This is a genomic window from Undibacterium sp. KW1 (assembly GCF_009937955.1).
Taxonomy (GTDB): domain Bacteria; phylum Pseudomonadota; class Gammaproteobacteria; order Burkholderiales; family Burkholderiaceae_D; genus Undibacterium.
Map to the genome: position 1 here is coordinate 2,784,787 of NZ_AP018439.1, position 22,095 is coordinate 2,806,881.

At 49.5% G+C, this 22,095-nt stretch carries 18 protein-coding genes and 2 pseudogenes; 13 read left to right on the forward strand and 7 right to left on the reverse strand.

Annotated elements, in window-relative coordinates:
* Positions 1-10: 10 nt before the first annotated feature.
* Both UNDKW_RS12585 and imuA read right to left on the reverse strand, forming a co-directional pair.
* Entirely contained in the window at positions 11-1,522 is a 1,512-nt protein-coding gene (locus UNDKW_RS12585; RefSeq protein ID WP_162058962.1) for a DNA polymerase Y family protein, read from the reverse strand.
* Complete coding sequence (gene imuA / locus UNDKW_RS12590; protein ID WP_162058963.1) at positions 1,467-2,195, reverse strand: translesion DNA synthesis-associated protein ImuA; 729 nt, start codon at positions 2,193-2,195, stop codon at positions 1,467-1,469. Before imuA ends, UNDKW_RS12585 begins: the two co-directional genes overlap by 56 nt.
* Positions 2,196-2,434: 239 nt before the next feature.
* Here imuA and UNDKW_RS12595 point away from each other — a divergent pair, with 239 nt between their 5' ends.
* Positions 2,435-2,662, forward strand: coding sequence for a hypothetical protein (locus UNDKW_RS12595; RefSeq protein WP_162058964.1), 228 nt, complete (start codon positions 2,435-2,437; stop codon positions 2,660-2,662).
* Positions 2,663-2,801: 139 nt separating this feature from the next.
* On the opposite strand, the gene UNDKW_RS12600 is transcribed toward UNDKW_RS12595, so the two are convergent.
* The 4 genes from UNDKW_RS12600 to UNDKW_RS12610 form a co-directional block, all read right to left on the reverse strand.
* Positions 2,802-3,296, reverse strand: coding sequence for a nuclear transport factor 2 family protein (locus tag UNDKW_RS12600; RefSeq protein WP_370529130.1), 495 nt, complete (start codon positions 3,294-3,296; stop codon positions 2,802-2,804).
* Between the two features lie 277 nt (positions 3,297-3,573).
* Positions 3,574-4,830, reverse strand: a complete 1,257-nt coding sequence (locus UNDKW_RS12605) for an AI-2E family transporter (protein WP_162058965.1) — start codon at positions 4,828-4,830, stop codon at positions 3,574-3,576.
* A 216-nt stretch (positions 4,831-5,046) separates the two neighbouring features.
* Positions 5,047-5,949: a hypothetical protein gene (locus tag UNDKW_RS31145; protein ID WP_370529117.1), complete on the reverse strand. Its 903-nt coding sequence runs from the start codon at positions 5,947-5,949 to the stop codon at positions 5,047-5,049.
* Between the two features lie 2 nt (positions 5,950-5,951).
* Entirely contained in the window at positions 5,952-9,011 is a 3,060-nt protein-coding gene (locus UNDKW_RS12610) for an amino acid adenylation domain-containing protein (protein WP_370529118.1), read from the reverse strand.
* Between the two features lie 515 nt (positions 9,012-9,526).
* On the opposite strand from UNDKW_RS12610, the pseudogene UNDKW_RS30410 reads away from it, so the two are divergent.
* The 3 genes and pseudogenes from UNDKW_RS30410 to UNDKW_RS12630 form a co-directional block, all read left to right on the forward strand.
* Positions 9,527-10,224, forward strand: a pseudogene (locus UNDKW_RS30410) (IS3 family transposase); the annotation flags it as partial.
* Between the two features lie 512 nt (positions 10,225-10,736).
* Positions 10,737-11,978: a group II intron reverse transcriptase/maturase gene (gene ltrA / locus UNDKW_RS12625; protein WP_162058968.1), complete on the forward strand. Its 1,242-nt coding sequence runs from the start codon at positions 10,737-10,739 to the stop codon at positions 11,976-11,978.
* Between the two features lie 79 nt (positions 11,979-12,057).
* Positions 12,058-12,372: pseudogene (locus UNDKW_RS12630) on the forward strand (DDE-type integrase/transposase/recombinase); the annotation flags it as partial.
* A 76-nt stretch (positions 12,373-12,448) separates the two neighbouring features.
* Here the strand turns inward: UNDKW_RS12630 and UNDKW_RS31150 are convergent.
* Positions 12,449-12,808 (reverse strand): DUF2946 domain-containing protein, encoded by a 360-nt coding sequence (locus UNDKW_RS31150; protein ID WP_162058969.1) that lies wholly within the window; start codon positions 12,806-12,808, stop codon positions 12,449-12,451.
* 218 nt (positions 12,809-13,026) lie between these two features.
* On the opposite strand from UNDKW_RS31150, the gene UNDKW_RS12640 reads away from it, so the two are divergent.
* From UNDKW_RS12640 to UNDKW_RS12675, 9 genes are all read left to right on the forward strand, one after another.
* Complete coding sequence (locus tag UNDKW_RS12640; RefSeq protein WP_162058970.1) at positions 13,027-13,470, forward strand: DUF2946 domain-containing protein; 444 nt, start codon at positions 13,027-13,029, stop codon at positions 13,468-13,470.
* A 70-nt stretch (positions 13,471-13,540) separates the two neighbouring features.
* Entirely contained in the window at positions 13,541-13,831 is a 291-nt protein-coding gene (locus tag UNDKW_RS12645; protein ID WP_162058971.1) for a hypothetical protein, read from the forward strand.
* A gap of 47 nt (positions 13,832-13,878) precedes the next feature.
* Complete coding sequence (locus UNDKW_RS30415; protein WP_232063358.1) at positions 13,879-14,079, forward strand: hypothetical protein; 201 nt, start codon at positions 13,879-13,881, stop codon at positions 14,077-14,079.
* 79 nt (positions 14,080-14,158) lie between these two features.
* Positions 14,159-15,136, forward strand: a complete 978-nt coding sequence (locus UNDKW_RS12650; RefSeq protein ID WP_162058972.1) for a hypothetical protein — start codon at positions 14,159-14,161, stop codon at positions 15,134-15,136.
* A 9-nt stretch (positions 15,137-15,145) separates the two neighbouring features.
* Positions 15,146-16,096: an MbnP family copper-binding protein gene (locus UNDKW_RS12655; RefSeq protein WP_162058973.1), complete on the forward strand. Its 951-nt coding sequence runs from the start codon at positions 15,146-15,148 to the stop codon at positions 16,094-16,096.
* Positions 16,093-17,268, forward strand: coding sequence for a methanobactin export MATE transporter MbnM (locus UNDKW_RS12660; protein ID WP_162058974.1), 1,176 nt, complete (start codon positions 16,093-16,095; stop codon positions 17,266-17,268). Before UNDKW_RS12655 ends, UNDKW_RS12660 begins: the two co-directional genes overlap by 4 nt.
* A gap of 17 nt (positions 17,269-17,285) precedes the next feature.
* The gene (locus UNDKW_RS12665) at positions 17,286-17,747 is read left to right on the forward strand and encodes a copper uptake system-associated protein (RefSeq protein ID WP_162058975.1); all 462 of its coding nucleotides are present in this window, start codon (positions 17,286-17,288) and stop codon (positions 17,745-17,747) included.
* A gap of 60 nt (positions 17,748-17,807) precedes the next feature.
* On the forward strand, positions 17,808-19,727 hold the full coding sequence (locus UNDKW_RS12670; RefSeq protein WP_232063359.1) for a TonB-dependent receptor: 1,920 nt from the start codon (positions 17,808-17,810) through the stop codon (positions 19,725-19,727).
* A 258-nt stretch (positions 19,728-19,985) separates the two neighbouring features.
* A complete protein-coding gene (locus UNDKW_RS12675) occupies positions 19,986-22,085 on the forward strand; it encodes a TonB-dependent receptor (RefSeq protein ID WP_232063360.1) in 2,100 nt (699 codons plus the stop codon).
* Positions 22,086-22,095: the final 10 nt, after the last annotated feature.

The following is a 22,095-nucleotide window of genomic DNA, read 5'->3' on the forward strand; positions in this document are numbered from 1 at the left end:
CCCAAAAATGCTATCCAAAAACACCGTGTAAAAACCAGACAGGTTCTTCACTGTCAGGATCATTGGCGCGCTCGCGATAAATCCAGTAACGCACATGGCGCTTATCAACAGCAATGTAATAATCCCGGGTTTGTATCTGCTCATGCCACCATCCGGCTTCTATGCGTTCAGCCGGAGAAACAAGTTTGAGTTCTGAGCCGTAATAAGGACGATGCTCGTGGATATCCAGCGCCAGTGGTTGGGGCAACAACCAGTTAGGGCGCAAGGCATAGCCGGCCAAAGCGGATGCCGGGCAGGGCGACGGAGCTTTCTTGATGACAGAAATCCAGTGATTGGCAACATCGGCTCTATGGTCTGCCTGTGGTGCTGGCTGCAAGACATTCTCTTCGCCCAGACGGGCGACCAGGAGTTCAAGCAAGCGCTTGTGTTCATTTGCTTGTCCACCAGGTTCGGGGAACAAGGTATAGCTTTGTGCTTCGCGCAAGATAGTCTGTTTTACTTCCAGCAACATACCGATGACGGCACTATGTAGCTTGAGCTGGCTGAGTTTCTCTTTGAATAAACTCAGCAGATGCGATTCTTGCCAACATGCTTGTGCCAGTTGCAGATCAAACATAGTTGGTGGAATGGCCTGGCGACCACGTTCATGCAATAACTCCATGTGTATATGCGTAACCGCCAGTTGCTGCGCAGCCAGCCATCCCAATAATTGGGCCAGCAGGCTGCGAGCAAAGATGAGCAGGGACTCTGCCTGCTCTATGCGGTCTGGTAATTCCATTTTGACTTTGAATTCTGGCGCTGCCAGATACCATTCGTGTACTTCTGCCTGCTCACCATAGGCTTGATCCAGCTCTATGAGTAAAGCTTTGCCACAACGTCTCTGCAAGCCAGGGCGTGGTAATTGACGTAAATCTCTGAGTCTATAACAGGCTATGCCTTGCAGTAATTCAGTCAAAGGTTCAGCTGCGGTGAGTAATTTGACCGGTAGCCTGTCCAGGCGCTGGCTTAATCTTTGCAGTTTAAAGACATGCTGCCCTCTGGGGAGTTTGCGCGATGCCTGCTTGGCAAATAGCCAGGCAGCCCTGGCAATGGGAGCAATGCCTGTCGTTGCTGTATAACCCAGAATGCGCATGCTTTCCTGCACGCGTTTACGCAAAGCGCGTATGCCACCAAACAAACTCAGGCTGGCACTGATATCAACCAGTATGCAATCATCTTCTGCCAGGCAGACTTGTGGTGAGTATTGCAGCAATGCAGTTGCTATCGCCTGTAATGCCAGCTTCTCTTTATTGTGATCGCGCTGATAATAATCTGCATCAGCAGACAGCATCTGCACACTCCCTGCGCGCATGCCCAGACGTATGCCTGCCTGATCGGCTGATGCAGACATGGATGTCACACGGCCTTGATGGAGTATCACACTGACTTGTGTCTCTTGCTGAGCAAACAAGGGAGTGACAAAGACCTCAAGCTGGAGTAAAGGCAGGTGAACGGCTATCCACAGTGGTGGGCAAGTTGCCATAGTTTGTCGCAATTTTTTCTTTGCCTGGATGAGCATAGGCATACAAATAAGGATGATCGGGCACATGCAATGTCAGCGGCGCATCACGCTGGCTGCCACGGCGTTTGAGTATGCCCAGCTCCAGTCCATATTGGCTGGTTTGCACGCTCAATCGCAAGGGGGCAGGAGAGGCTTGCTGTGCCGCCCGCATGTCACGCATCAAAAAAAATAAAGTCTCCGAACTTTGTGCTGCCAGATGCAAACGACGCAAAGCTTCACTACGGATGCTGGATGTCCAGAACAACAGCGCGCCACAACTGCTATTGCGCAACACCTGCTCAGCCGCCCACAAGGCATCGACATGCTTCTGGCAGCGTATCCATATCAATTGCGATGCCTGCAAGCCAGTGCATGAAAAAGCCAATGCCTGCGGTACATAAGGTGGCGTCAACAAAACAATGGGACGCCCATCAAGTTGGCTTAAGGCGGGTTTGAGCAAGCTGAGTTCGGCAGTGCCAACCTGTGGCAGCAAAATTTCGGTTAATTGCCCCTGTGGCCAGCCATTGCCAGGTAGCTCATTATTGAGTTCTGCATAACCACTGGGCAAATAGCCGCCCTGACCACGCGCCAGTTGCGATGCACGCCACAGTGCGGGGTGTATGCGTTCAGGAGGAAGTGAGGAAACGTGGGTCATATTACATATACTGATTAAATATACAGTATATGTAATATGGTGAAAGACTTCAAAGTTTATTTTATGTGTCAGTACTATGAGACTGGAGCAAGAAATCACAGGAAGACGAGAAAACCACAGTTTACAATATACTGATTGCGCATACAGTAGTTTGTGTTAAAGTTCGACCTATGGATGAACGCATGGCTGTTTTGATGAAGTTCCTCTATCACATACCAACCGATATGGAGATTGAAATTATGGCAAACCTCGAACAGTCCTTTGATACGCGTTTCAGCCTGCAATTTGCACCAACATCATTTTTGATGCGCCTTGGTCGTCGCGAAATATTCGTCTGCCGCGACTTCAGGCAGCGTTCTTACCATGTTAATCCGATACTGGACTGCAGTACAGGCATACAAGCCGGACATCTGGAAGTACTGGTACTACGTAAGTGGTTGATTATTTTGTCTAAAGCCAACTGGTAAGTTCAGGCTATGATGTTAATCAGGCTACCAATTTATCCTTTAGCAGAATGAGCAAACTTCTACCGCAACAAAACCCAGTTATGTGCTGTAGAGTTTGCTCCCATCAGGATAAGTTTTCTGTCGATCTGGATATTCAGATCTAAGCCCGCAAGAAAGGACCAGGGTCTGGCCAGGCTTGATCGGCAATAGGCGGAGCCAGTGCCTCATCACATCCCTGGCTCACACTCCACGCCAGATAGCGGCTGCAGCGCTGAGTGTCTTCCAGTGTGTGGATGTAGGTGATTTTGCCCCAGCGCATACGCATGAATTGCATCACGACATTCTTGTAGGGGCCATCTGGCTGGTGTGGCACGATAAAATCCAGTACAGCATGGATGCGGGTATCCCACGGTGGCCCGATGACAGCAACTTCTTTTACTTCAAAGTGCAGTCCTGGAAACAGACGATATAAGCGTTCCCACCATAAAGCCATAGATCCGCGTGAATTACGCAATCCAGAAATAGGAGAATCTCCTTCAAAGCGATAAGTGAAATCAGCAGCCAGACTATCCAGCATCAGGCCGACGTCGCCTGCGTTGATGGCGGCAAAGGTCTTACGAAGTTTGTTCTCAACGATATAAGCATACTCGAAGATATACGATTTGAAGCAGGCCCAGGTGGTAAGGAAACACCTGGTACCGCATTAATGGGACAAGTGCTGGGGCACCCCAAAGAACTTGATAGTAACCCAAAGAAATACAAATAATGCAGTATCAAGTCGAAGTTTATCAATTCGTACCAGCTTAAGAGGCTGTTACAAAATTAAGATGGCTAGGCGCCCCCGGCTAGGCGTCGCCGACGCAGGCAGTACTTTAGTACCGGGTTTTACATTCTGGAGGCGCAACAACGCTAATTTAATTTTGCAACAGCCTCTAAGTATTCTCTACAGAATGCTCTACCGGGGTCAAATCTTTTATTGCCTTGTCTTCTTCGCTGAATTTTCTATCACCCGAAATTTCGAGTGCGATTCCAGCGGCGGCTTCTGCTGGCATGCCATCAGTACGCCTTAGATATTCGGCCTCCCCAACAATATCATCTCTCTGCACGGCCAAATCCCTGGGTTGCGGGCTTTCACCTGGTAATTCAACTTTCAACTCATCTATCAGCATGAGCAAGGTCGCCGCAACGGGCAATGCGAGCAGCGCACCTCCTATACCATATAGCGAACCTCCTGCGATCAATGCAAACAGTACTATGGAAGAGGGTAAGCGTAGCGCGCGCCCATAAACGACAGGGATTAATATCCGGCTTTCAAACTCTTCATAGCAAAGTAATAGCACAAATACTACGGTCGCAGCAACGCCACCAACAGCCATGGCTGCCAGCACAGCAGGTATCATGGTCAAAAAAATCCCGACAAAGGGAAGCACATCCACAATCCCGCCAAAAGCCGCAATTGCTATTGCATTAGGCACCCCACATGCTGTGAGCAAAATAAACAGAAAAACTGCCATCATCGCGCAAGTGAGAACCTGGCCACGCACATAGCCACCAACAATAGTCTCAAGGTTGAGCATGATACGCGCCAGTTTGATATGGTGAGCGCGCGGAATCACAGCAAACAATGCGCCGCGCAACCGGTCACGGTCTATCATGATGTACAAGGCAAGAAAGAAGGCACCTGCACCATACGCGATAATCTCGAAGAAACCTCTTGAAAAAGCCATTGCTTCGCTGCTGTAGGATTTGAAGAGTGCGGCATATTGAATATGCCGCAAACCATCTGCCAGAGATTCAGTAACGGGATAAGCAGCAAGAAATTTAATCAGGCGTCCGCGCAATTCTGGCTCTTGCTGAATCAGGCTAACCACTTGTGCAATAAACGGTGGCACGGTAAAAACAGCCAATACAACCAAAACGATCAGCAGCACCGTAAACACCGTCGCAATACTGGTAAAGCGACGGATTTTACGACGCTCCAGCCAGTCAACAGCCGGATTCAGAGTGCCAACCAGCATCAGCGCAGTGATCAATACGAGAATGACGGGAACCAATTGCGAAAGCAGTGCGAAGCCAAGCACTACGGCAACAATCGCTACAATGGTAGATTTCGCTAATTCAACGCGGATAGTTTTCTTAGCCATTGGGGTGGCGGGTTTTGGCGCAAATTTTTCTGGATTTTTTGTCATATCATCGCTTGTATTCTGTGCCACTTCTGCACAAATTCAGTGAATCTGTATAAAGTCTGTTTCATCATGACAGACTACCCTGACAGCAACTGTGCGTTATCCCGCACCCAGCTTTCACATTCGCCAACATGAATAGCGGAATCGGGTTAGTCACTTAAATTAACACGCTCAAACCTGGCCGAACGCGACTGCGCAAGGCCAGTTCACATGTACAAATCAAGCACCCGTCATGGCAGCAGGGCACCCACGCCAACTGGAATTAGCGGGAATATATTCCCCCTTCATGACCAGCGTCAACGCACCAAGACTGGCACCATCTGCCACCACGGCACTATATAAAACCGAGCTGCGCGGGCCCATGTAAACACGCTCACCGATACTGACATGGTCAATTTTCATGATCCTGTCTTCAAACAAATGTGTTTGTGGGCAGGCCAAAGCATTGATTTCGCTATATTCACCTATGCTCACGCAGTCAAACTCGGTAATGTCAGTGGTGTCCATGTACACGCCTCGTCCAATTTTGCAGCCCAACAAGTTGAATACCAGGGGCAGCCAGGGTGTACCACGCAAGTAACGCATGAAATTTGGTACGGCAATACCTTCATACAGATTGGTGATGCCTTCTGATATCCAGACAAAAGGTGTCCACATAGGCACGCTGCTTTTCTTGTAGCGGAAAATCAGTATCCATTTCAACACCAGCACAAAGGCAAAACTGCCTACCCCATATAGCAGACCAGCAACCACCAGGTAATACACAACCTCACTCCAGCGATCATCCCCGGCCAAAGGCATCAAATCCAGAACAATAGTATAGCCAACAGCGATCACCATTGCATGCGGCGCAATGATGCGGAAAGCCTCAATCAAACCACGTCCCAGACGGCGAATAAGAGACGGCCGGAAAGTCAGGTTCTCAGGGAAGCCCTTGGTTTCCTCACGGGCAGGCAAATGGATAGCTGGCGAACCCAGCCAGGTATCACCCTCACGCATTTGTTCATTGTCTGGCGCACTGGAATGTACACCTATCAATACATTCTCAGGCAAGATCGTGCCATCAGGCACGTATGCACCATTGCCCACAAAACTGCGGCGAGAAATGACGGTAGGGTGCATGCTCATCCAGCCGCAATCAATTTGCTCATCCCCAGCAACACTGCATCAGCGATAAAGGTTTCATCACCTAGAGTCAGCATGTCTGGCACGACACCCAAAGCGGTAGAAATTTCAGCGCCACGCCCGACATTGGCACCCAGCAAGCGATACCAGAAGGGTGCATATACCGTTGCATATACCCCGTGCAAGACATTCAGGCTGGATTCCTGGATCTGATTAACCAGCCATTTACCGCAATAAGTATTGCCATGAACCGGATATTGCCCCTCCTTCAAGGTCGGCAAAATACTCCAGCGTATGCCAGCAGAGAGCAAGGCCGTACATACAATCAGTACCGCAGTGGCAGGGAAAGCCAGCAAGAAATATTTCATGAGCTGGAAAATCACGGAATTACTTTGCAGACCAGGGAAAAGCTCAGAATTATCAAACCAGTCTATTGTCACAAAGCTGGGGAAGACCGGCATGAAAAACAGGGCGCTGATCAACAGCGAACCAAATACAAAAAAAACAGTTTCACCAATCAGACGCAAACGTGAAACCTGTGGCCGGGGTGGAAAAATCGAAGCATCAAATGCACCCACATCTCTTGCCGGAGAACCCTTCCAGATTCGGGATTTTGGTATACGCTGCCCTTCACTTAAAGCAGATTGCCCTTCAAGATGGCCACCAGCTTCAATATGTACATTACCTTCCAGCACAGCATACGAACCGGCATAGGCATCGTCTTCCAGCGTAATTGTCCCCAGAATTAACTCGCCATGCTGCACTCTGGCATTTTCAAAATTGCTGGCATTACCTATGCTGCAACGGTCACCGATGCGTAGCAAATCAGGCGTCCTCAAAGTCATGGAGCCTATCACGACGTCAGACCCTACTTTTGCACCCAGTGCACGCAACCACCAATTGTATAAGGAGGAGCCGCTCAACATGTAAGTAGGCGCAGCTTCTACCAGCCTGTCAGCCAGCCACCAGCGATAATAGGTCAAACCCCACAAGGGGTAGCGTCCGGCCTTCAACCGCCCGGCAATGACCCATTTTCCGAGAATGGCAACGGCAAATTCAGCCAGTGTCAACAACAAGAAAACACCAACAGACAAGAACACAGCTCTGGCAATGGAATCTTCAGGGTCGCCCGTAAAGAAGTGATAGGCAAAAAACGGTGCCAACCATTGCACCATGCGCATGGCTACTAACCAGGGTATCGCTGCTGCTTGCCCTATGCCGCAAAACCAGCGCTTCCATTCAGGTGCAGTGCTCCATTGTTGCTTGCTTGATGCTGCTGATGCATCCTGCGTTACACCAGTGGATTCCAGTACTTGCAGCATCCTGGCAATCACCCTGTGTGTATAAATGTCGCTTATTCTGAAATACGCAAAACGTGGGTGTTTGCGCAAAATCGACACCAGTTTTGCTGCCATCAAAGAATGGCCGCCCAGATCAATAAAAAAATCAGATCCACGTTGTATCGCCTGCCCAGGAAACAGACTGGCCAAGGCATCAAACAGCACGGCCTCAGTTTCATTTTCCGGCGTATCTGACGCATCGTTTGCAGCCTGCTTTGCCAGAGTCAGCTTTTTGAGCGTATTGCGGTCAATTTTGCCCGAGGTCAGCCTGGGCATTTCAGGCAGGTATTCAAAGCGGGCAGGCACCATATAAATAGGCAAGACCCTGCTTAACTCGGTGCGCAAGACAACCGCATGCTGCGCAAACACGCTGGCATCAGTATCGGCGGGAAGCTGATCATTGACGATGAAAGCCACGATCTGATCAATGTCTTCATCTTTACGCAAGACAACAGCAACCGCACCCACGCCAGCTTGTTTGGCCAAAACAGATTCAATTTCGCCCAGCTCAACCCTGAATCCACGGATTTTTACCTGATCATCAGCCCGCCCCAGGCACTGCACACTGCCATCTGGGTTAAAACAGGCCAGATCACCTGTGCGATACAATCTGGCCTCATGCGCATTCCTGGCCCAAGGATTGGCAAGGAATTTTTCAGCCGTCAGATCTGGGCGCCCAAGATAACCAATCGCCACACCGGGACCAGAGATACAAAGCTCTCCGGTTTCGCCCGCAGGCAAAAGACGCAAACCGTTTTCAACATCGGTAGCAATGACAAGTAAAGAATAATTAGGTAAAGGCTTGCCTATGTTCACAGCCCGTTCCGGCTGCAATTGCGCTAGGCTGGCAGAAACGCTGGCTTCAGTTGGCCCATAAGTGTTGAACATCTGCCGTCCAGGGCGCGACCAACGCTTGACCAACACCTCGGGACACATCTCACCACCAAGATTGATCAAGCGCAGACTGTCAACCTCATGGCTGAATAAAGCGAGGAGGGTGGGGACCGCGTGTAAAACACTGATGTGGTTTTCATTCAAGGCCAGCGGCAGGGCATCTGGATCAGCCGTAATTTCTTTTGGCGCCAGCCACAAGGTCGCACCAACCAGGTAACTGATCCAGATTTCTTCAAATGACATATCAAATGCCAATGAAAATCCCTGATATACACGGTCATCATGCCGTATGCCCAGCACATGGTTTTCACTACGCAAAAAATGACATATGCTGGCCTGGTTTACCAATATTCCCTTGGGCTTGCCGGTTGATCCCGAGGTATAAATCACATAAGCAGGGTCACTGCCTTTAACGGCTCCACGCTTTAAGATGGTGTGCCCAATATCGACCAATGCATCTTCAGCTAGCCATTTCTGGCAGTCCAGCACAGTCAGTTGCGCTTCAAAAGCCTGACAGCTCAATATGCCAAAAGCACTTGCATCATTAAGGCAAACAGCAATCCTGTCTATCGGAGTATCTGCGTCAAACGGCAACCAGGCAGCACCAGTTTTGGCAATGGCCACCTGCATGATCAACAAATGTATGCCTCGCGGAAGCCACAAGCCAACAATATGTCCGGGCCGCACACCGGCAGCGATCAGAACAGAGGCAACACGATCTGCATCAGCATTCAATTGCCCATAACTGACAGACAGTTCACCTGAGATTAATGCGTTCTTGTCAGGGAAAGCGACCGCGCTTGCCTCCAGCAAATCAGCCAGCACTTCCTCTCGTAAAAAATCGTGCCTTTCCTCACCGTACAAAATTTCTGGGTTTGTTATTGTATTTGTGCTGCTAAACGATTGCATAAAAAATCTGAAAGAGAAAGGTCACTTAATATAGGCTAAATTTTGGCGCCAAAAGCCAAATACTTCCTCATGTTGAGAAATCACAACTAAAGTGCCAGTTTACCATTTTGATAAATCCATCTTTGGGAAATATGCGTAACGAATTATTTTGTTTCAATTGGTCTCCCTTAAGCTTTAATGCATAACGGGCTATATAGAAAAACAAAGAACATTTCAATGAAAGCTGTGTAGTAATGCAGGGCAGGGGTATTGATCACCAACAAGCGCCCCTCATAATACAAATCAGTCAGTTGTTTAAATTCTTGTATAATCTGCAATTTATTTGCCAGTCGTCAAGATGGAGATGTCCACGATGGCGGCCCCAAAGCCAATGAGGTATCCTGACTTTTACGGACACTCCTGTTTGTTAAAATAAACGATCAGGAGAAATAATGAAACAGAAAAAGAGATATACACCGGAATTGCGGGAAGAAGCAGTGAAACTTGTGTTGGCACAAGGATTGACACTAGAGGAAGCGGCATCTCGTATCGCCATTCCGAAAGGGACTTTGGTTGGTTGGGTGAATGCGGCCAAGAGTGGGCAGATACAGAAGACTGCCCCAGGAAGTCGGACGGTGCCGGAACTCGAAGCGGAAGTCGCCAAACTACGCAAGGAGCTGGCCCAGGCAAAGATGGAGCGCGATATCGTAAAAAAGGCGGCAGCGTACTTTGCGCAGGAGTCGCTGCCAAATACGCGTTCATGAAGACCATGCGACTCGATTATCCCATTGCCAGCTTGTGTCGCAGCTTTGGCGTCTCCCGTAGCGGCTTCTATGCCTGGCTAAACAGCATTCCGTCGGAACGTGCCAAGGTGGATGAACGCCTCAAGCTGGCCATCACAGCGGTTCACAAGCAAAGCCGGGAGACTTATGGTCCCCTGCGTATGCAACCGGAGCTGGCAGCGCAAGGGTTTAAAGCGGGTCGTGACCGTATTATCCGGTTGCGCCGGGTACTGGCCTTGCGTTGCAAACAGAAGCAGAAATTTAAGGCGACAACCAACTCGAATCACCAGCTTCCTGTAGCAGAAAACTTGTTGAACCAGACATTTTCCCCAAGCAGCCCAAATGAAGTATGGGTGACCGATATCAGTGTGCCGCAGCAAGCGGCGTAAGAGATGAGGGTATGGCCCCTCGCAATCGGCTTGCAGGAGCGGGTTGCAAACCACCATAAGCGGCACTGGTCAAAAGCCTTTGTCGTGAGCGTTATGGAGAAGGCGCCTCAAGGCGTCAGGTATGGAACAGGAAGACGAACAACCGTGAACTGCCGTTCAAGTGTCGAAAGTACTCAGATGACATCAAAACCGGGGAGTGATGTTGCCCCGCGATCAGTCTGGCCGTTACCTGCTTACGGGCCAGGCGGTGTCCGGCATAGAGGCAGCGTGATCCTGCTCCGGGCTCTTACGTTGAACTGCGGGAACCTTCGGTGGCGATGCGAAGCGAAAGGCACAAGTCCGAAAGGCGAGGCCGATAGTAGCGATGCGCCACCAAGGGACGGAGCAGCTCGTAGTAGCGTCGAAACCGCTGTAATGACGGTGGAGCGAAGGAGCTGCGTCATCCCGGCATTGTGTTGCGTCAACCGCGTAAGCGGGAGGAGCGTAGCCTAATGACCAAGCCTTATGACATTCCCAAGGCGCTTGTCTGGGAAGCTTATCAATGTGTGAAAGCGAACGGAGGATCAGCAGGTATAGACAGTGAATCACTGGAACAATTCGAGAGCCATCTCAGTGGCAACCTGTATAAGCTCTGGAACCGTATGTGTTCGGGAAGTTATTTGCCACCTCCGGTCAAAGGTGTGCCCATTCCGAAGAAGTCTGGCGGAGTGCGCATGCTAGGTGTACCGACCGTGGCGGATAGAGTGGCGCAAACGGTAGTCAAGCGGCTGCTGGAGCCAGTCATTGATCCCATGTTCCACACTAATTCCTATGGCTATCGTCCCGGGCGCTCGGCGCACGACGCGATTGCCATGGTGAGGCGGCGAAGCTGGGAATATGACTGGGTGATCGAGTTCGATATCAAGGGACTCTTTGATAACATCGATCATGAACTGCTCATGCGAGCAGTTAGAAAACACTGCCAGATTCCATGGGTACTGCTGTATGTCGAGCGTTGGCTTAAAGCGCCAATGCAAGCGCCAGATGGCACTCTTGTGGAGAGGACTCGGGGCGCGCCTCAAGGTGGTGTCGTCAGTCCTTTGCTAGCCAACTTGTTTATGCACTATGCGTTTGACAAATGGGTAGGCCGCCATCTCCCAAGCGTGCGGTTCTGCCGATACGCCGATGACGGCGTCGTCCACTGTCGAAGTCTAGCGCAGGCCGAGTTTGCATTGGCAAAAATTGACGCCCGCTTCCGAGAATGCGGGCTTGAGCTGCATCCAGAGAAAACACGAATCGTATACTGCAAAGACATCAATCGGCAGGGAGAATTCCCGTGCGTGCAATTCACCTTCCTTGGCTACACGTTTCGACCGCGTAAAGCGATGGATAAGTATGGTCGCGCTTATGTGAACTTCGCTCCCGCCGTTAGCCGTAATGCCCTCAAGACAATGCGGCAGACGATACGAGGGTGGCACCTGCAGCTGAAATGTGACAAGAATGTGGCCGATCTGTCGGCCATGTTCAATCCGATACTTCGTGGCTGGCATCAATATTACGGTCGGTTCTATGAATCGGCCATGTCTGCCGTGTGGAAACACTTGAATGACTACCTGACGCGTTGGATGATGCGCAAGTACAAGCACGTGGTCCGGCATAAGACCCGGGCACGTCACGCCCTTGGGCAGCTTGCGCGCAAGTATCCCGAGGCCTTCTGGCATTGGAAACTGGGATGTTTGCCTAATGCTGGATGATGGGAGCCGGATGAGCTGAGAGGTTCACGTCCGGTTCTGAGAGGGGCCGCGGGTGCAATTCCCGCGGTCTACTCACCCCTATATCAGCACTGGAGAAGGCTGGCTTTATCTGGCAGGAATCAAGGATGTTTATACCTGCGAGATTGTTGGCTATGTCATGGGAGAACGCATGACGCAGGCCTTGACAGCAAAGGCACTGTGGAAGGCAGTCAGCAATAAACGACCACCACCTGGTCTGATTCATCACTCAGACCGTGGTAGCCAATACTGCGCACTGGGCTACAGAGAATTGCTAGAGCAATTTGGCATGCAGGCATCCATGTCACGCAAAGGAAACTGCTATGACAATGCGCCTATGGAGAGTTTCTGGGGAAGCCTGAAAAATGAACTCATACTGGTCTGATACGCGTCTAATGGACAGATACAGTTGTCCGATTAACACAAAATTGCGACTTGAAGAGCTGGAGTTATTAGCTAAGACGGGGCGGAGCACGTGACTGAACCGAGGCCCAGACGAACAGAGGAGAAGGAGAGGTATAGAACAGTGCAGGCATTTGCAACTGTTGGACAGTAACGGGTAAAGTCAGCAATTGTGCCGGAGGCAGAGCGAACGATGCGCCTTTCGTAAAACAATACGCGCAGTGTTTGCCGTGCATACCCTCGTTGGATAAGGGCGCACTTTTACCTGACTGTGTTGCGTCTGACTTTGTGGCTTTGCCTGAATTGGTCGTGCAAATTTTTGACCAACTGGCATCCCCACTTCTTGCAGCGAGTGCTGATGAAACCGATGGCATGAACAATGCCAGCAAGATCGCAAAGCATGCGAGCAAGGCTGTGTATCATTGTGCGCGGGAATGTGGTTTCATTTCGGCATTTTAACATTTACAAGCAGTTTTTCCAGTGAAGCCTGCACTACTTGGTTCAATTGCAAGTGTTGATAATTAACAATTTCAAGTTTTTCAATTGAGTTTTGTTGGCAGATACTTTGCAGAAAATGAGTTGAGGGATATCAAATGCAGCTCAATAAAAATTGCATAGAATTCGAAACTTGTTTTTCAATTACGAACAGTTTGGTTATAATCCGCCCATGCGAATTTCTCATAGACTCCGACACCTGACTATTTGGCTGGCATGCTTTGCAATGCTGTTCAATGGCATTGTGCCGTCTATGGCAAGCACTGTAGTTCCCACAAAGGTGAAGGCAGGGTTTATCGAAATTTGTAGTGCTGACGGTAATAAACTGTTTGAAATTGCTACCGGCAAATTTACGAAAACCAGTCCGGACGCCGACAGCCAGCAGTCCAAACATGGCAAAGTACATTGCGCCAACTGCCTGCCGCATGCCGATCACCACTTTTTGCTTCCTACAAATGACTCTGATGCGCCGAACGCTGGCTTGAGTGAAGCATTTCCACCGCTGTTCTATCATTCTCCACAAACCCTATTTTCCTGGGCAAGCGCACAACCGCGAGCCCCGCCAGCACTCTCCTGATTATCGCTCAGTTCCCTGAACACACGATCACGTGTGTCGGGGCGTGTTGTATTGCGTTCAGGAATATTCCATGCAAACCGCTTTCAAAGTCACCGTCGCATTCAATTGCGCGGCGATCTGTATTTTGTTGTACGCCTTCTCGAAAGATCGTGAGCGTATGCAGTCACAGGCATCATCTCAGGTGACTGGCGCAGCCATTTCTTATCCAGCACCAGTGTCCAACCGGTCCCATCAACCCATTTCCAAAGTGTTGGAATATCAAATTGCCCCTTCCAGCCATTCTGAACGAATGCAAACTGATGATCTGGTCATGATGCATGAATTGCATATAGGCACGATGCCGACTGAATCCAGCAAGTAGTTTTAGAAGACTTCTATTAAGCATCATTCATTGAGAGTGAGAAAAAAATGCAAGAAAAAAATAAGTTATCGATGATTTTCGCAGCATTTCGCTGCTTAAACGTCGCTGCCATTTGCGCACTGGCTGTATGGAACTCCTATGCCTTTTATCTAAATCAGGCCATGCAACAAGCGCCATCGCTACAGCCAGTTGAAATGCAATTGGTACCAGTATCTGTCGCCGACGTATCTGCCAAAAACCCGTCATAACAACAGTGCAAATGAATGTTTTCTACAGGTCTGAAACAGACTTGTAGCAAAGAAAGGATGCGGCTTCGTCGCAAAGAAAATGAAAAAAATCAATACACCATCATCGCTGCGAGTTGTAATTCTATGTGCAGTAACCGCGCAAACGATAGGCTATTCAAGCCTGGCTCTGGCTTCATGTGGAGCCAGTTTCTGCCTGGTCAATACCGACTGGGTAGTACAAGGCGCCTGGCTCGATCGCGGAAATCGTCTTGATCTGCGCTATGAGCAAGTCAGGCAAGACCAATTGATGAGCGGATCACGAAAACTTGCTGCTAATGAAGTCGATCTGCGCAATCGAGAAGTCGAAACCACTAGTCACCGCTGGTTGCTCAACGTTGATCACGGCATCAACGAACATTGGGGCATTTCAGCGTCCATCCCGTTTATTGATCGCAGTCATCTGCATACGGAAGCCGGTGCGCCAGTGACCTGGAATTTTCGCCAGATTGGCGATGCGCGCCTGTCCGCCCGCTACCAGTCTGCCTTGCAAGATACCGCGACTGGTGGTGGTACGGTCTTTGGCGCAAATGCAGGCTTGAAGTTGGCGACGGGCAAAACTGATATTGCAAACGATACTGGTACCAGGGCTGAACGCAGTTTGCAACCAGGTACGGGAACAACCGATCTGGTCGCCAGTGTTTATTACCGCCGCGTACTGGCTGACCTGGCAACGAGCTGGTTCGTCCAGGCTAATCTCGAAGCGCCATTAAATGAAAAAGACGGCTACAAGCCCGGGAAGAAATTTGGCCTTGACCTAGGCATTCGTACCGAATGGAGCAGGAATTTTTCTCCCATGCTGCAACTCAATTTCCAAAGTCGTGAACGTGATTCTGGCTTCAATGCCGAGCCAGAAAATTCAGGCGGTGACAGCTTGTCCATTAGCCCCGGACTTAGCTACAAGCTTGCCGGACAAGCGCACATCTATGGCTTTGTACAAATCCCTTTGCATCAACGCGTGAATGGCGAACAACTCAGCCCTAAATGGGCAGCCACCATCGGCATTCAATCTACATTTTAAGGACCGCACATGAACACTTTACGCCAAGCCAGCATTTCCATTTCTATTATTGCATCAGCATTAGCGCTCTCAGCTTGCGGTGGCTCTGGTAGCACAGCTGCACCGAGCGCGCCTGTCTATCCGGCAACCATGCCAGTCAGTATCAATTTTGACCTGCTAGCCAATGGCGGAGTCGCTAAATGCGGCACACCCATCAGTGGCCTGGGTAGTAGAGGTACGACCGCAGACTTGAAAGACGCACGTTTCTATGTGTCCAATATTAATTTGATCGACGCGAACGGCAAACAGGTACCAGTAACATTGACCGCGAACGACTGGCAAAATGAGCAGGTTAGTTTGATCAGCCTGATTGATGGCACGGGTACTGCCTGCGGCGGCACGACCTTGCCGACCAATGCAGTCATTGTGGGGACAGTGCCTGGTGCCGCCTACACCGGTATTTCGTATGAAATTGGTGTGCCAGAAACACTCAATCACACCGACTACGCCACTGCAGCTAAGCCATTGAATGTCGCAGCTATGGCCTGGAGCTGGACATCCGGTCGCAAGTTCCTGAAGCTGGAGCTGAACCCTCAAGGGGGTGTCAACGTAGTGCGCACCAACACCACAACCACGCCTGCTACGACGACCACAAGCAATGCCGCTACCTGGAATTTGCATCTTGGTTCTGGTGGTTGCACAACCAACGCCACCACGGGAGCCTATAGCTGTACCAATGCCAATCGCATGCAAGTCAAGCTAGCAAATTTCGACTACACCAAGCAAAAAATATCGCTGGACTTGAATGCCTTGTTTGCCGGAAGCGATTTGACGACAGACACAGCGGGTGCAGCGGGCTGTATGTCTGGCACCACCGACGATGAATGCAAGGCCATCTTTAATGCATTCAAAATCGATCTGCCTACCGGTAATCCAACGTCGGCTGGTGTACAGTCAGTCTTTGTTGCTCGCAACAAGTGATCAAGCCATTTAGCCGATATAGCGTCACCTATGCCGCATTCATTGCTACCAGCTTGCTGGTAGCAGCTTGTGGAGCTGGTGGTAGCGGCGGAGGCGGCCCCTCCGCAACACATACCCATGCCACAGCCACGACACCAGCTTTGAATGGCTTCCCTGCGTCGGTGCTATCAAGCAGCAATCCGTCTACGGATGAAAAGATTGCATTGGGCAGGCAATTGTTTTATGAGCCACGGCTATCTGGCAACGGTACACAGTCTTGCGCATCTTGCCATCAGCAAGACAAGGCATTCACCGACGGACGTGCCCTGGCGATTGGCTCTACAGGCGAAACGCATCCAAGAAATGCACAGGGTCTGGCGAATGTGGTGTATCACGCCACGCTGACCTGGGCTAATCCTGCGTTGACAGAACTTGAACGTCAGATGGAAGTGCCGATGTTTGGTGAGAATCCAGTTGAAATGGGAATCAATGACAAGAACCGGGCAGAAGTACTGAATCGCTTTAAGCAGGATGCCACTTATGTCAATTTGTTCAAGGCGGCATTTCCTAAAGACAGTGATCCTGTCAGCTTTGCCAATATCATTGCCGCTATTTCGACTTTCGAAAGAACATTGATTTCCAGTGATTCAAAATATGACCAATTCCTGCGTAAGGAGGCCAGTCTGAACGAATCTGAGTTGCGCGGCATGAATCTGTTTATGGGTGAAAAAGCCGAATGCTTCCATTGTCATGGCAGTTTTAATTTCAATGACCAGACCCGTTTTCAAGGACTGGCCCAGGTTGATACGCCTTTCCACAATACAGGTTTATACAACATCGACGGCAAAGGCGGCTTCCCTTTCCCTAACCGTGGCTTGTTTGAATTTACTTCAAAGCCAGCAGACATGGGCGCTTTCCGCGCACCAAGTTTGCGTAATGTTGCTGTGACTGGCCCTTACATGCATGACGGCTCCATCATGAGCTTAAAGGACGTGCTGGACTTCTATGCAGCAGGTGGCCGTCAGATCACTACTGGTATCTACGCCGGGGACGGCAGAACCAATCCCTACAAAAGCGACTTGATCACACGCATCAATCTGACAGAACAGGAAAAAATTGATCTGATCAATTTTCTGGGGACTTTGACGGATGAGAAGTTCCTGAAAAACCCCAAGTTTTCTAATCCACATTAATCAAGTATGGACTCGCTATGAACACTACATCATGCCGGAAGAAAATTGTCGCTTGCGCGCTGACGCTATTTGTATTGACGTCTGGCCAGGTCAAGGCCGCTGCAGAGAGCGGGGCTGAACAAAAAGCTATCCAAACGCTGATTTCCCATCAGTTCGACCAGCCTGGCAACAAGGTCGACACTGCACCAATCGCCGTTGTCAACGATGTCGCCATTGCCGACTGGATACAGGCAGACAAAGGTGGACGTGCTTTGCTACGCCGCTCCAAAGGAAAGTGGGAAATCATTGTGTGTGGTGGCGATGGCCTAAAAGATATCAATGCACTTAAAGATGCAGGAATACCAGAGAGCACTGCGAAAGCGCTGGTCAGCCAATTGAACAAAGCTGAGCAAAACGTCAGTCAGGACAAGATCAAGAAATTTAGCTTGTTTGGCAGCAATGTCCAACTTCAAAGTGGCGCCCACACTGGCAAGCATTAATAAACAAGTGACGAATTTTGGCGCTTGCCGACGTAATTTTTTAATATCTACCAGATCATCATGATGAAATTCAAACACCACACACTGGCAACAGCGATCCTGATAGCATTTAGCAACAACGCGCAGTCCCAAATTGCCAGCGTCCCAGCCGTAGTGATTACTGCCAGACCAGTGATCGAAGAAGTGAGGCTTGATGCCTATTCGAGCACCGCAGCTGTCGTTACCGAAGAACAATTACGCGATCAGAACGCAGTAGACCTTGCGTCTGCGTTGCGACGTACGCCCGGCGTGCAAATCTCCCGCTACAATCCGGTTGGTGCATTTGGTGGCGATCAGGGTGGCGCTGTATTTATACGGGGCATGGGTGTAAGTCGCCCTGGTAGTGAAATAAAGACCTACATAGATGGTATTCCGTTCTATATGGGGGTGTGGAATCATCCTTTGCTGGACTTGCTGCCTGTGAACGGGATGCAATCCATTAGCGTTTACAAGAGCCCTCAACCACAAGTCAACGGCAACAACTTTGCCTCAGTCAACTTGCAGACCAAACGTGCCAATGAAGACGGCATTCATGGCAATGTACGTTTGTCGGCCGGCTCATTTGGCACTGTCATAGAACAGGCAGATTTGACCGGGCGTCAGGGTAGTCTTGACTATAGCCTGGCACAAGGCTACGCCAAATCGAATGGTCACAGGAACAATGCCGATGGAGAGCTCAAGAACTTGATGGGGCGGGTTAATGTTCAAATTGACCAGAACTGGACAGCCAATGCCAGTTTCATTTTAGTCGACAACAAAGCCCGTGATCCGGGCGACAACCGCAGTGCACTTCCAGTCAGAGCTCCAGAATACAATACCAAAGCCAGTATGATCGCAGCAGGCGTGACGCATCAGCACGGTGACTGGCGTGGTGAGTTCCGTGTATATCGTGATAGCGGCGAAGGTAACTGGTTATCGCAGGCGGGTTTGGACGGTGACACGCTGACCAATTTTTCCATGAGTGGCTTGCGTTGGAAAGAACAGTTTTCGGCATGGACTGGCGGCACAGTAATAGCAGGGATTGATCACGACCGTATCGGCGGTGATTTGCAATTTAATCGCCTTGCTCCCGCTCCCAAGGCCGGCTATGTTGCACCCACATTTAAAATTACTTCGCCTTACATAGCCTTTAATCAGGAATTCAAGCTTAGCAACGAATGGAGTTTGCTGCCATCGGCTGGTGTGCGCTATTACCAGCATAGTGAATTTGCTTCCAAATCGTCTCCCCATGCAGGCCTGTCATTAATATCTGACAAAGTCACTTTCTTTGCAAATTTGTCACGGGGCATTAACTATCCAGGTCTGGAAACGACGGTTCTCTCATCCTTGATTGCGCCGCTGGGCGATAGCTGGAAAAAATTGTCAGCAGAAGAATTGGATCATGCTGAGGTCGGCATGAAATTTTCACCTGGCAAAGATACACAAATCGACATCAGCCTGTTTAGCGACAAAGTCAAAAACCGCTACATCTTTGGCTTCCCGCCAGATGTGCCACCGCCACCGCAATTTATCAATCTGGGCTCCTACACCAACAGGGGTGCTGAAGTTGCAGTGCGCCAAGCGATATCTTCACAATGGAGCATCTTCGCCGGACTGAGCTTCATCAACTCTAGTATTGATAATCTACCTTACACGCCCAAACAGGCAGTGACTATTGGCCTGAATGGGCAGCTTGATGCTTTCCGTATTGCCCTTGACGCGCAATATCAATCCGAAGTGTGGGCCTTGAACCGGGCGCGTACCGCTGGAGCATTGAATACAGAGAAAGTTAGCGGCTTTAGCGTTGTGAATACCCGCGTAGCCTACCCACTGCCATTTCTTGGGAAAAAAGGAGAGGTATTTGTTGCAGTCGAAAATCTGTTGAATCGTAGCTATGCCTATCGTCCAGGTTACCCAATGCCGGGTCGCAATGGGCAAATGGGTGTATCAGCTAGTTTTTGACATGAACCGCCTTTGTTAGTGGTGTAACGTCTTTAACGTCAATCATTTCTCAGACGTTTATCTGACTACCTTAACTCGATTTATTTTTTGTGCACCTTAGCGGCGCCTCGTGCAGATAGGGTGCCCGACGGACATTTTAAATTTGTCTGAGCTATTAGAAATTTCTCCAACAAGGGCAGATGATACCGATTGGAGAACCGACCAGGAAAGCTCCACCGTCGCTTGGTCAATTTCGAATGTTCATTTTTTAGGACCTTTATGTTTTTTAGCTCTTTTCTTCTTATCAGTGGTAGTGATTTCCGCGACGTCACATCAGGAAGACACTTTACTCGAACTACTATTGCAATGCTGATTGCAAGCGCATTTACTGCAGTTAACCCTATCCCAGTTTTGGCGCAAACTATGACGGACTCAGACAATTCTGCGCTTGAATTAGGCCGTGTAGAGATTACCGGCAAGCGGGTTGGTCCAGTCGCTTCAAAAAACGTGCTTAGCTCCGTGGATATCCTTGGTTCTGACCTTATTCAAACGCAACAGGTAATTAATACCTGGGAGTTATTTGCAAAGGCACCTGGCGTCATGCTTACCCAATTCAGGCAAGGCAGTGAATCAGGGAAATTGTCATTCCGTGGGTTTAATGGTGAAGGTGAAGTGAATGCCGTCAAATTACTCATCGATGGTATTCCCAGCAATGACAATGCAGGCGGTATGCCATTCTTGGACATGATATTTCCCTTGGAAATCAAATCGATAGAGGTAGTACGTGGCACCAATGATCCTCGCTATGGACTGCACAATATTGCAGGCAACGCCAACGTAGTCACACGAACGGGCGGAAACTATAGCGACGCAAGAATCACCTATGGTAGTTTTGATACCAAAGAAATTCAAGCAGCGAAAGGATTCGAGAACGACAACTGGTCTCAGAATTACTTCATTGGCTATTTGAAGTCTGGCGGATATCGTGACAATGCGACTTTTGATAAATATACGGTTGGCGGTAAATGGTTTTACACAACAAATGATGCAAAGCTGCGTTTGGGCGTTATTGCGCGACATACCGTTAGCAATGGTGATGAACCGGGGTACCTGACTGCCAGTGATGCTTATAGTAATCCAACACTCTCCTATCCGTATGCTCAGGCGCAGGGCGCAAATCGTCAAATGAACCAATTGAGTTTTCATATTGATGGCGATATGACTGAAAACCTGTCGGCATCGACCAAATTTTATCTGAATCAAGTTAGTGACCAACGCTGGTTACGATATTCAAGTACAACATCGCAGCAGGAACGCATTATCGATGAAACGCATTTCGGTGGATTGAGCTCCGTTACCTATCGCCCTAATTTGACAGGCATTAGTTGGATAAAGGATTTCGTGATTGAGGGCGGTGTTAACGTTGAGCATCAGGACGACAAAAGTCCACGCTACAACACTGTGAACAAGGTGCGCGTGACGACTACTCGTGACCAAAGTTTTAAGCTGGATAACTACGGTGCATACCTGCAAGCAATAGTAAAGCCCGTTGACACCCTGAAGATCATACCTGCATATCGAATTGATAAATTTGACGGGAGCTTCAACGACCTGTCAAAAAACCTGCATTATGAGATTCAAGACTATGGTGTGATCGGCCAGCCGAAGCTGAGTGTCGTGTATTCACCCTTGAAAACGGCCAGTGTCTATGGGAACTGGGGAAGAACGTTCCAGATTGGCGCAGGGGCCGCTTCGTATAAATCAAATAGGAACGATCTGCGTCCATCGATCAATGATGGATGGGAAGCCGGTCTTAAATTCAGTCCCGCCGGATGGGTTGACGGACGTATTGCAGCTTGGGAACAAAGCGCTTCAGACGAAGTCAAGCGCAGACTGAATGATCCAACGGGCGACTCTGAGAATGTCGGTAGAACCAGACGAAGTGGTTTCGATATTCAAGTGAACGTACGGCCTGATCAACGTAGCAATGCTTGGTTTTCGTATTCTCGTCAACGCTCAAAAATTTTAGTACCTGATCCAACGGCTCCAGCGACCGCAGGTAAAGAAATTGACCATGTGCCGGGCTATGTCTTTTCGGCAGGTTACGATCTACAAATTACGCCTGCGCTTCAGTTATCTGTATCCAGCAATGGTCAGGGAGACTACTATTTAACGACGACCAATACTGGAAGCAAATTTGGAGCGTATGCCTTGTTTAACATGAGTGCAAAATACAAGGTGTCACCGGCGTTAGAGTTGGAATTTCAAACGAAAAATATAACAAATCGCTATTACGAGTACGTCTGGATAAATGATCAGTCAAGGCACTCGCCGGGCGACGGCAGGGCATTTTATATGTCAGCAAATATGAAGTTCTGAGCACTTAGGA

What these genes read in the sequence shown, in the direction of transcription:
- ltrA (WP_162058968.1), top strand. Translation starts at nt 10,737, where the DNA reads ATGACCAAGCCTTATGACATTCCCAAGGCGCTTGTCTGGGAAGCTTAT.
- UNDKW_RS12605 (WP_162058965.1), bottom strand. Translation starts at nt 4,830, where the DNA reads ATGACAAAAAATCCAGAAAAATTTGCGCCAAAACCCGCCACCCCAATG.
- UNDKW_RS12595 (WP_162058964.1), top strand. Translation starts at nt 2,435, where the DNA reads ATGGCAAACCTCGAACAGTCCTTTGATACGCGTTTCAGCCTGCAATTT.
- UNDKW_RS12585 (WP_162058962.1), bottom strand. Translation starts at nt 1,522, where the DNA reads ATGGCAACTTGCCCACCACTGTGGATAGCCGTTCACCTGCCTTTACTC.
- UNDKW_RS31145 (WP_370529117.1), bottom strand. Translation starts at nt 5,949, where the DNA reads ATGCACCCTACCGTCATTTCTCGCCGCAGTTTTGTGGGCAATGGTGCA.
- UNDKW_RS12645 (WP_162058971.1), top strand. Translation starts at nt 13,541, where the DNA reads ATGCAAACCGCTTTCAAAGTCACCGTCGCATTCAATTGCGCGGCGATC.
- UNDKW_RS12675 (WP_232063360.1), top strand. Translation starts at nt 19,986, where the DNA reads ATGTTTTTTAGCTCTTTTCTTCTTATCAGTGGTAGTGATTTCCGCGAC.
- UNDKW_RS12665 (WP_162058975.1), top strand. Translation starts at nt 17,286, where the DNA reads ATGAACACTACATCATGCCGGAAGAAAATTGTCGCTTGCGCGCTGACG.
- UNDKW_RS12655 (WP_162058973.1), top strand. Translation starts at nt 15,146, where the DNA reads ATGAACACTTTACGCCAAGCCAGCATTTCCATTTCTATTATTGCATCA.
- UNDKW_RS30415 (WP_232063358.1), top strand. Translation starts at nt 13,879, where the DNA reads ATGCAAGAAAAAAATAAGTTATCGATGATTTTCGCAGCATTTCGCTGC.
- UNDKW_RS12650 (WP_162058972.1), top strand. Translation starts at nt 14,159, where the DNA reads ATGAAAAAAATCAATACACCATCATCGCTGCGAGTTGTAATTCTATGT.
- imuA (WP_162058963.1), bottom strand. Translation starts at nt 2,195, where the DNA reads ATGACCCACGTTTCCTCACTTCCTCCTGAACGCATACACCCCGCACTG.
- UNDKW_RS12670 (WP_232063359.1), top strand. Translation starts at nt 17,808, where the DNA reads ATGATGAAATTCAAACACCACACACTGGCAACAGCGATCCTGATAGCA.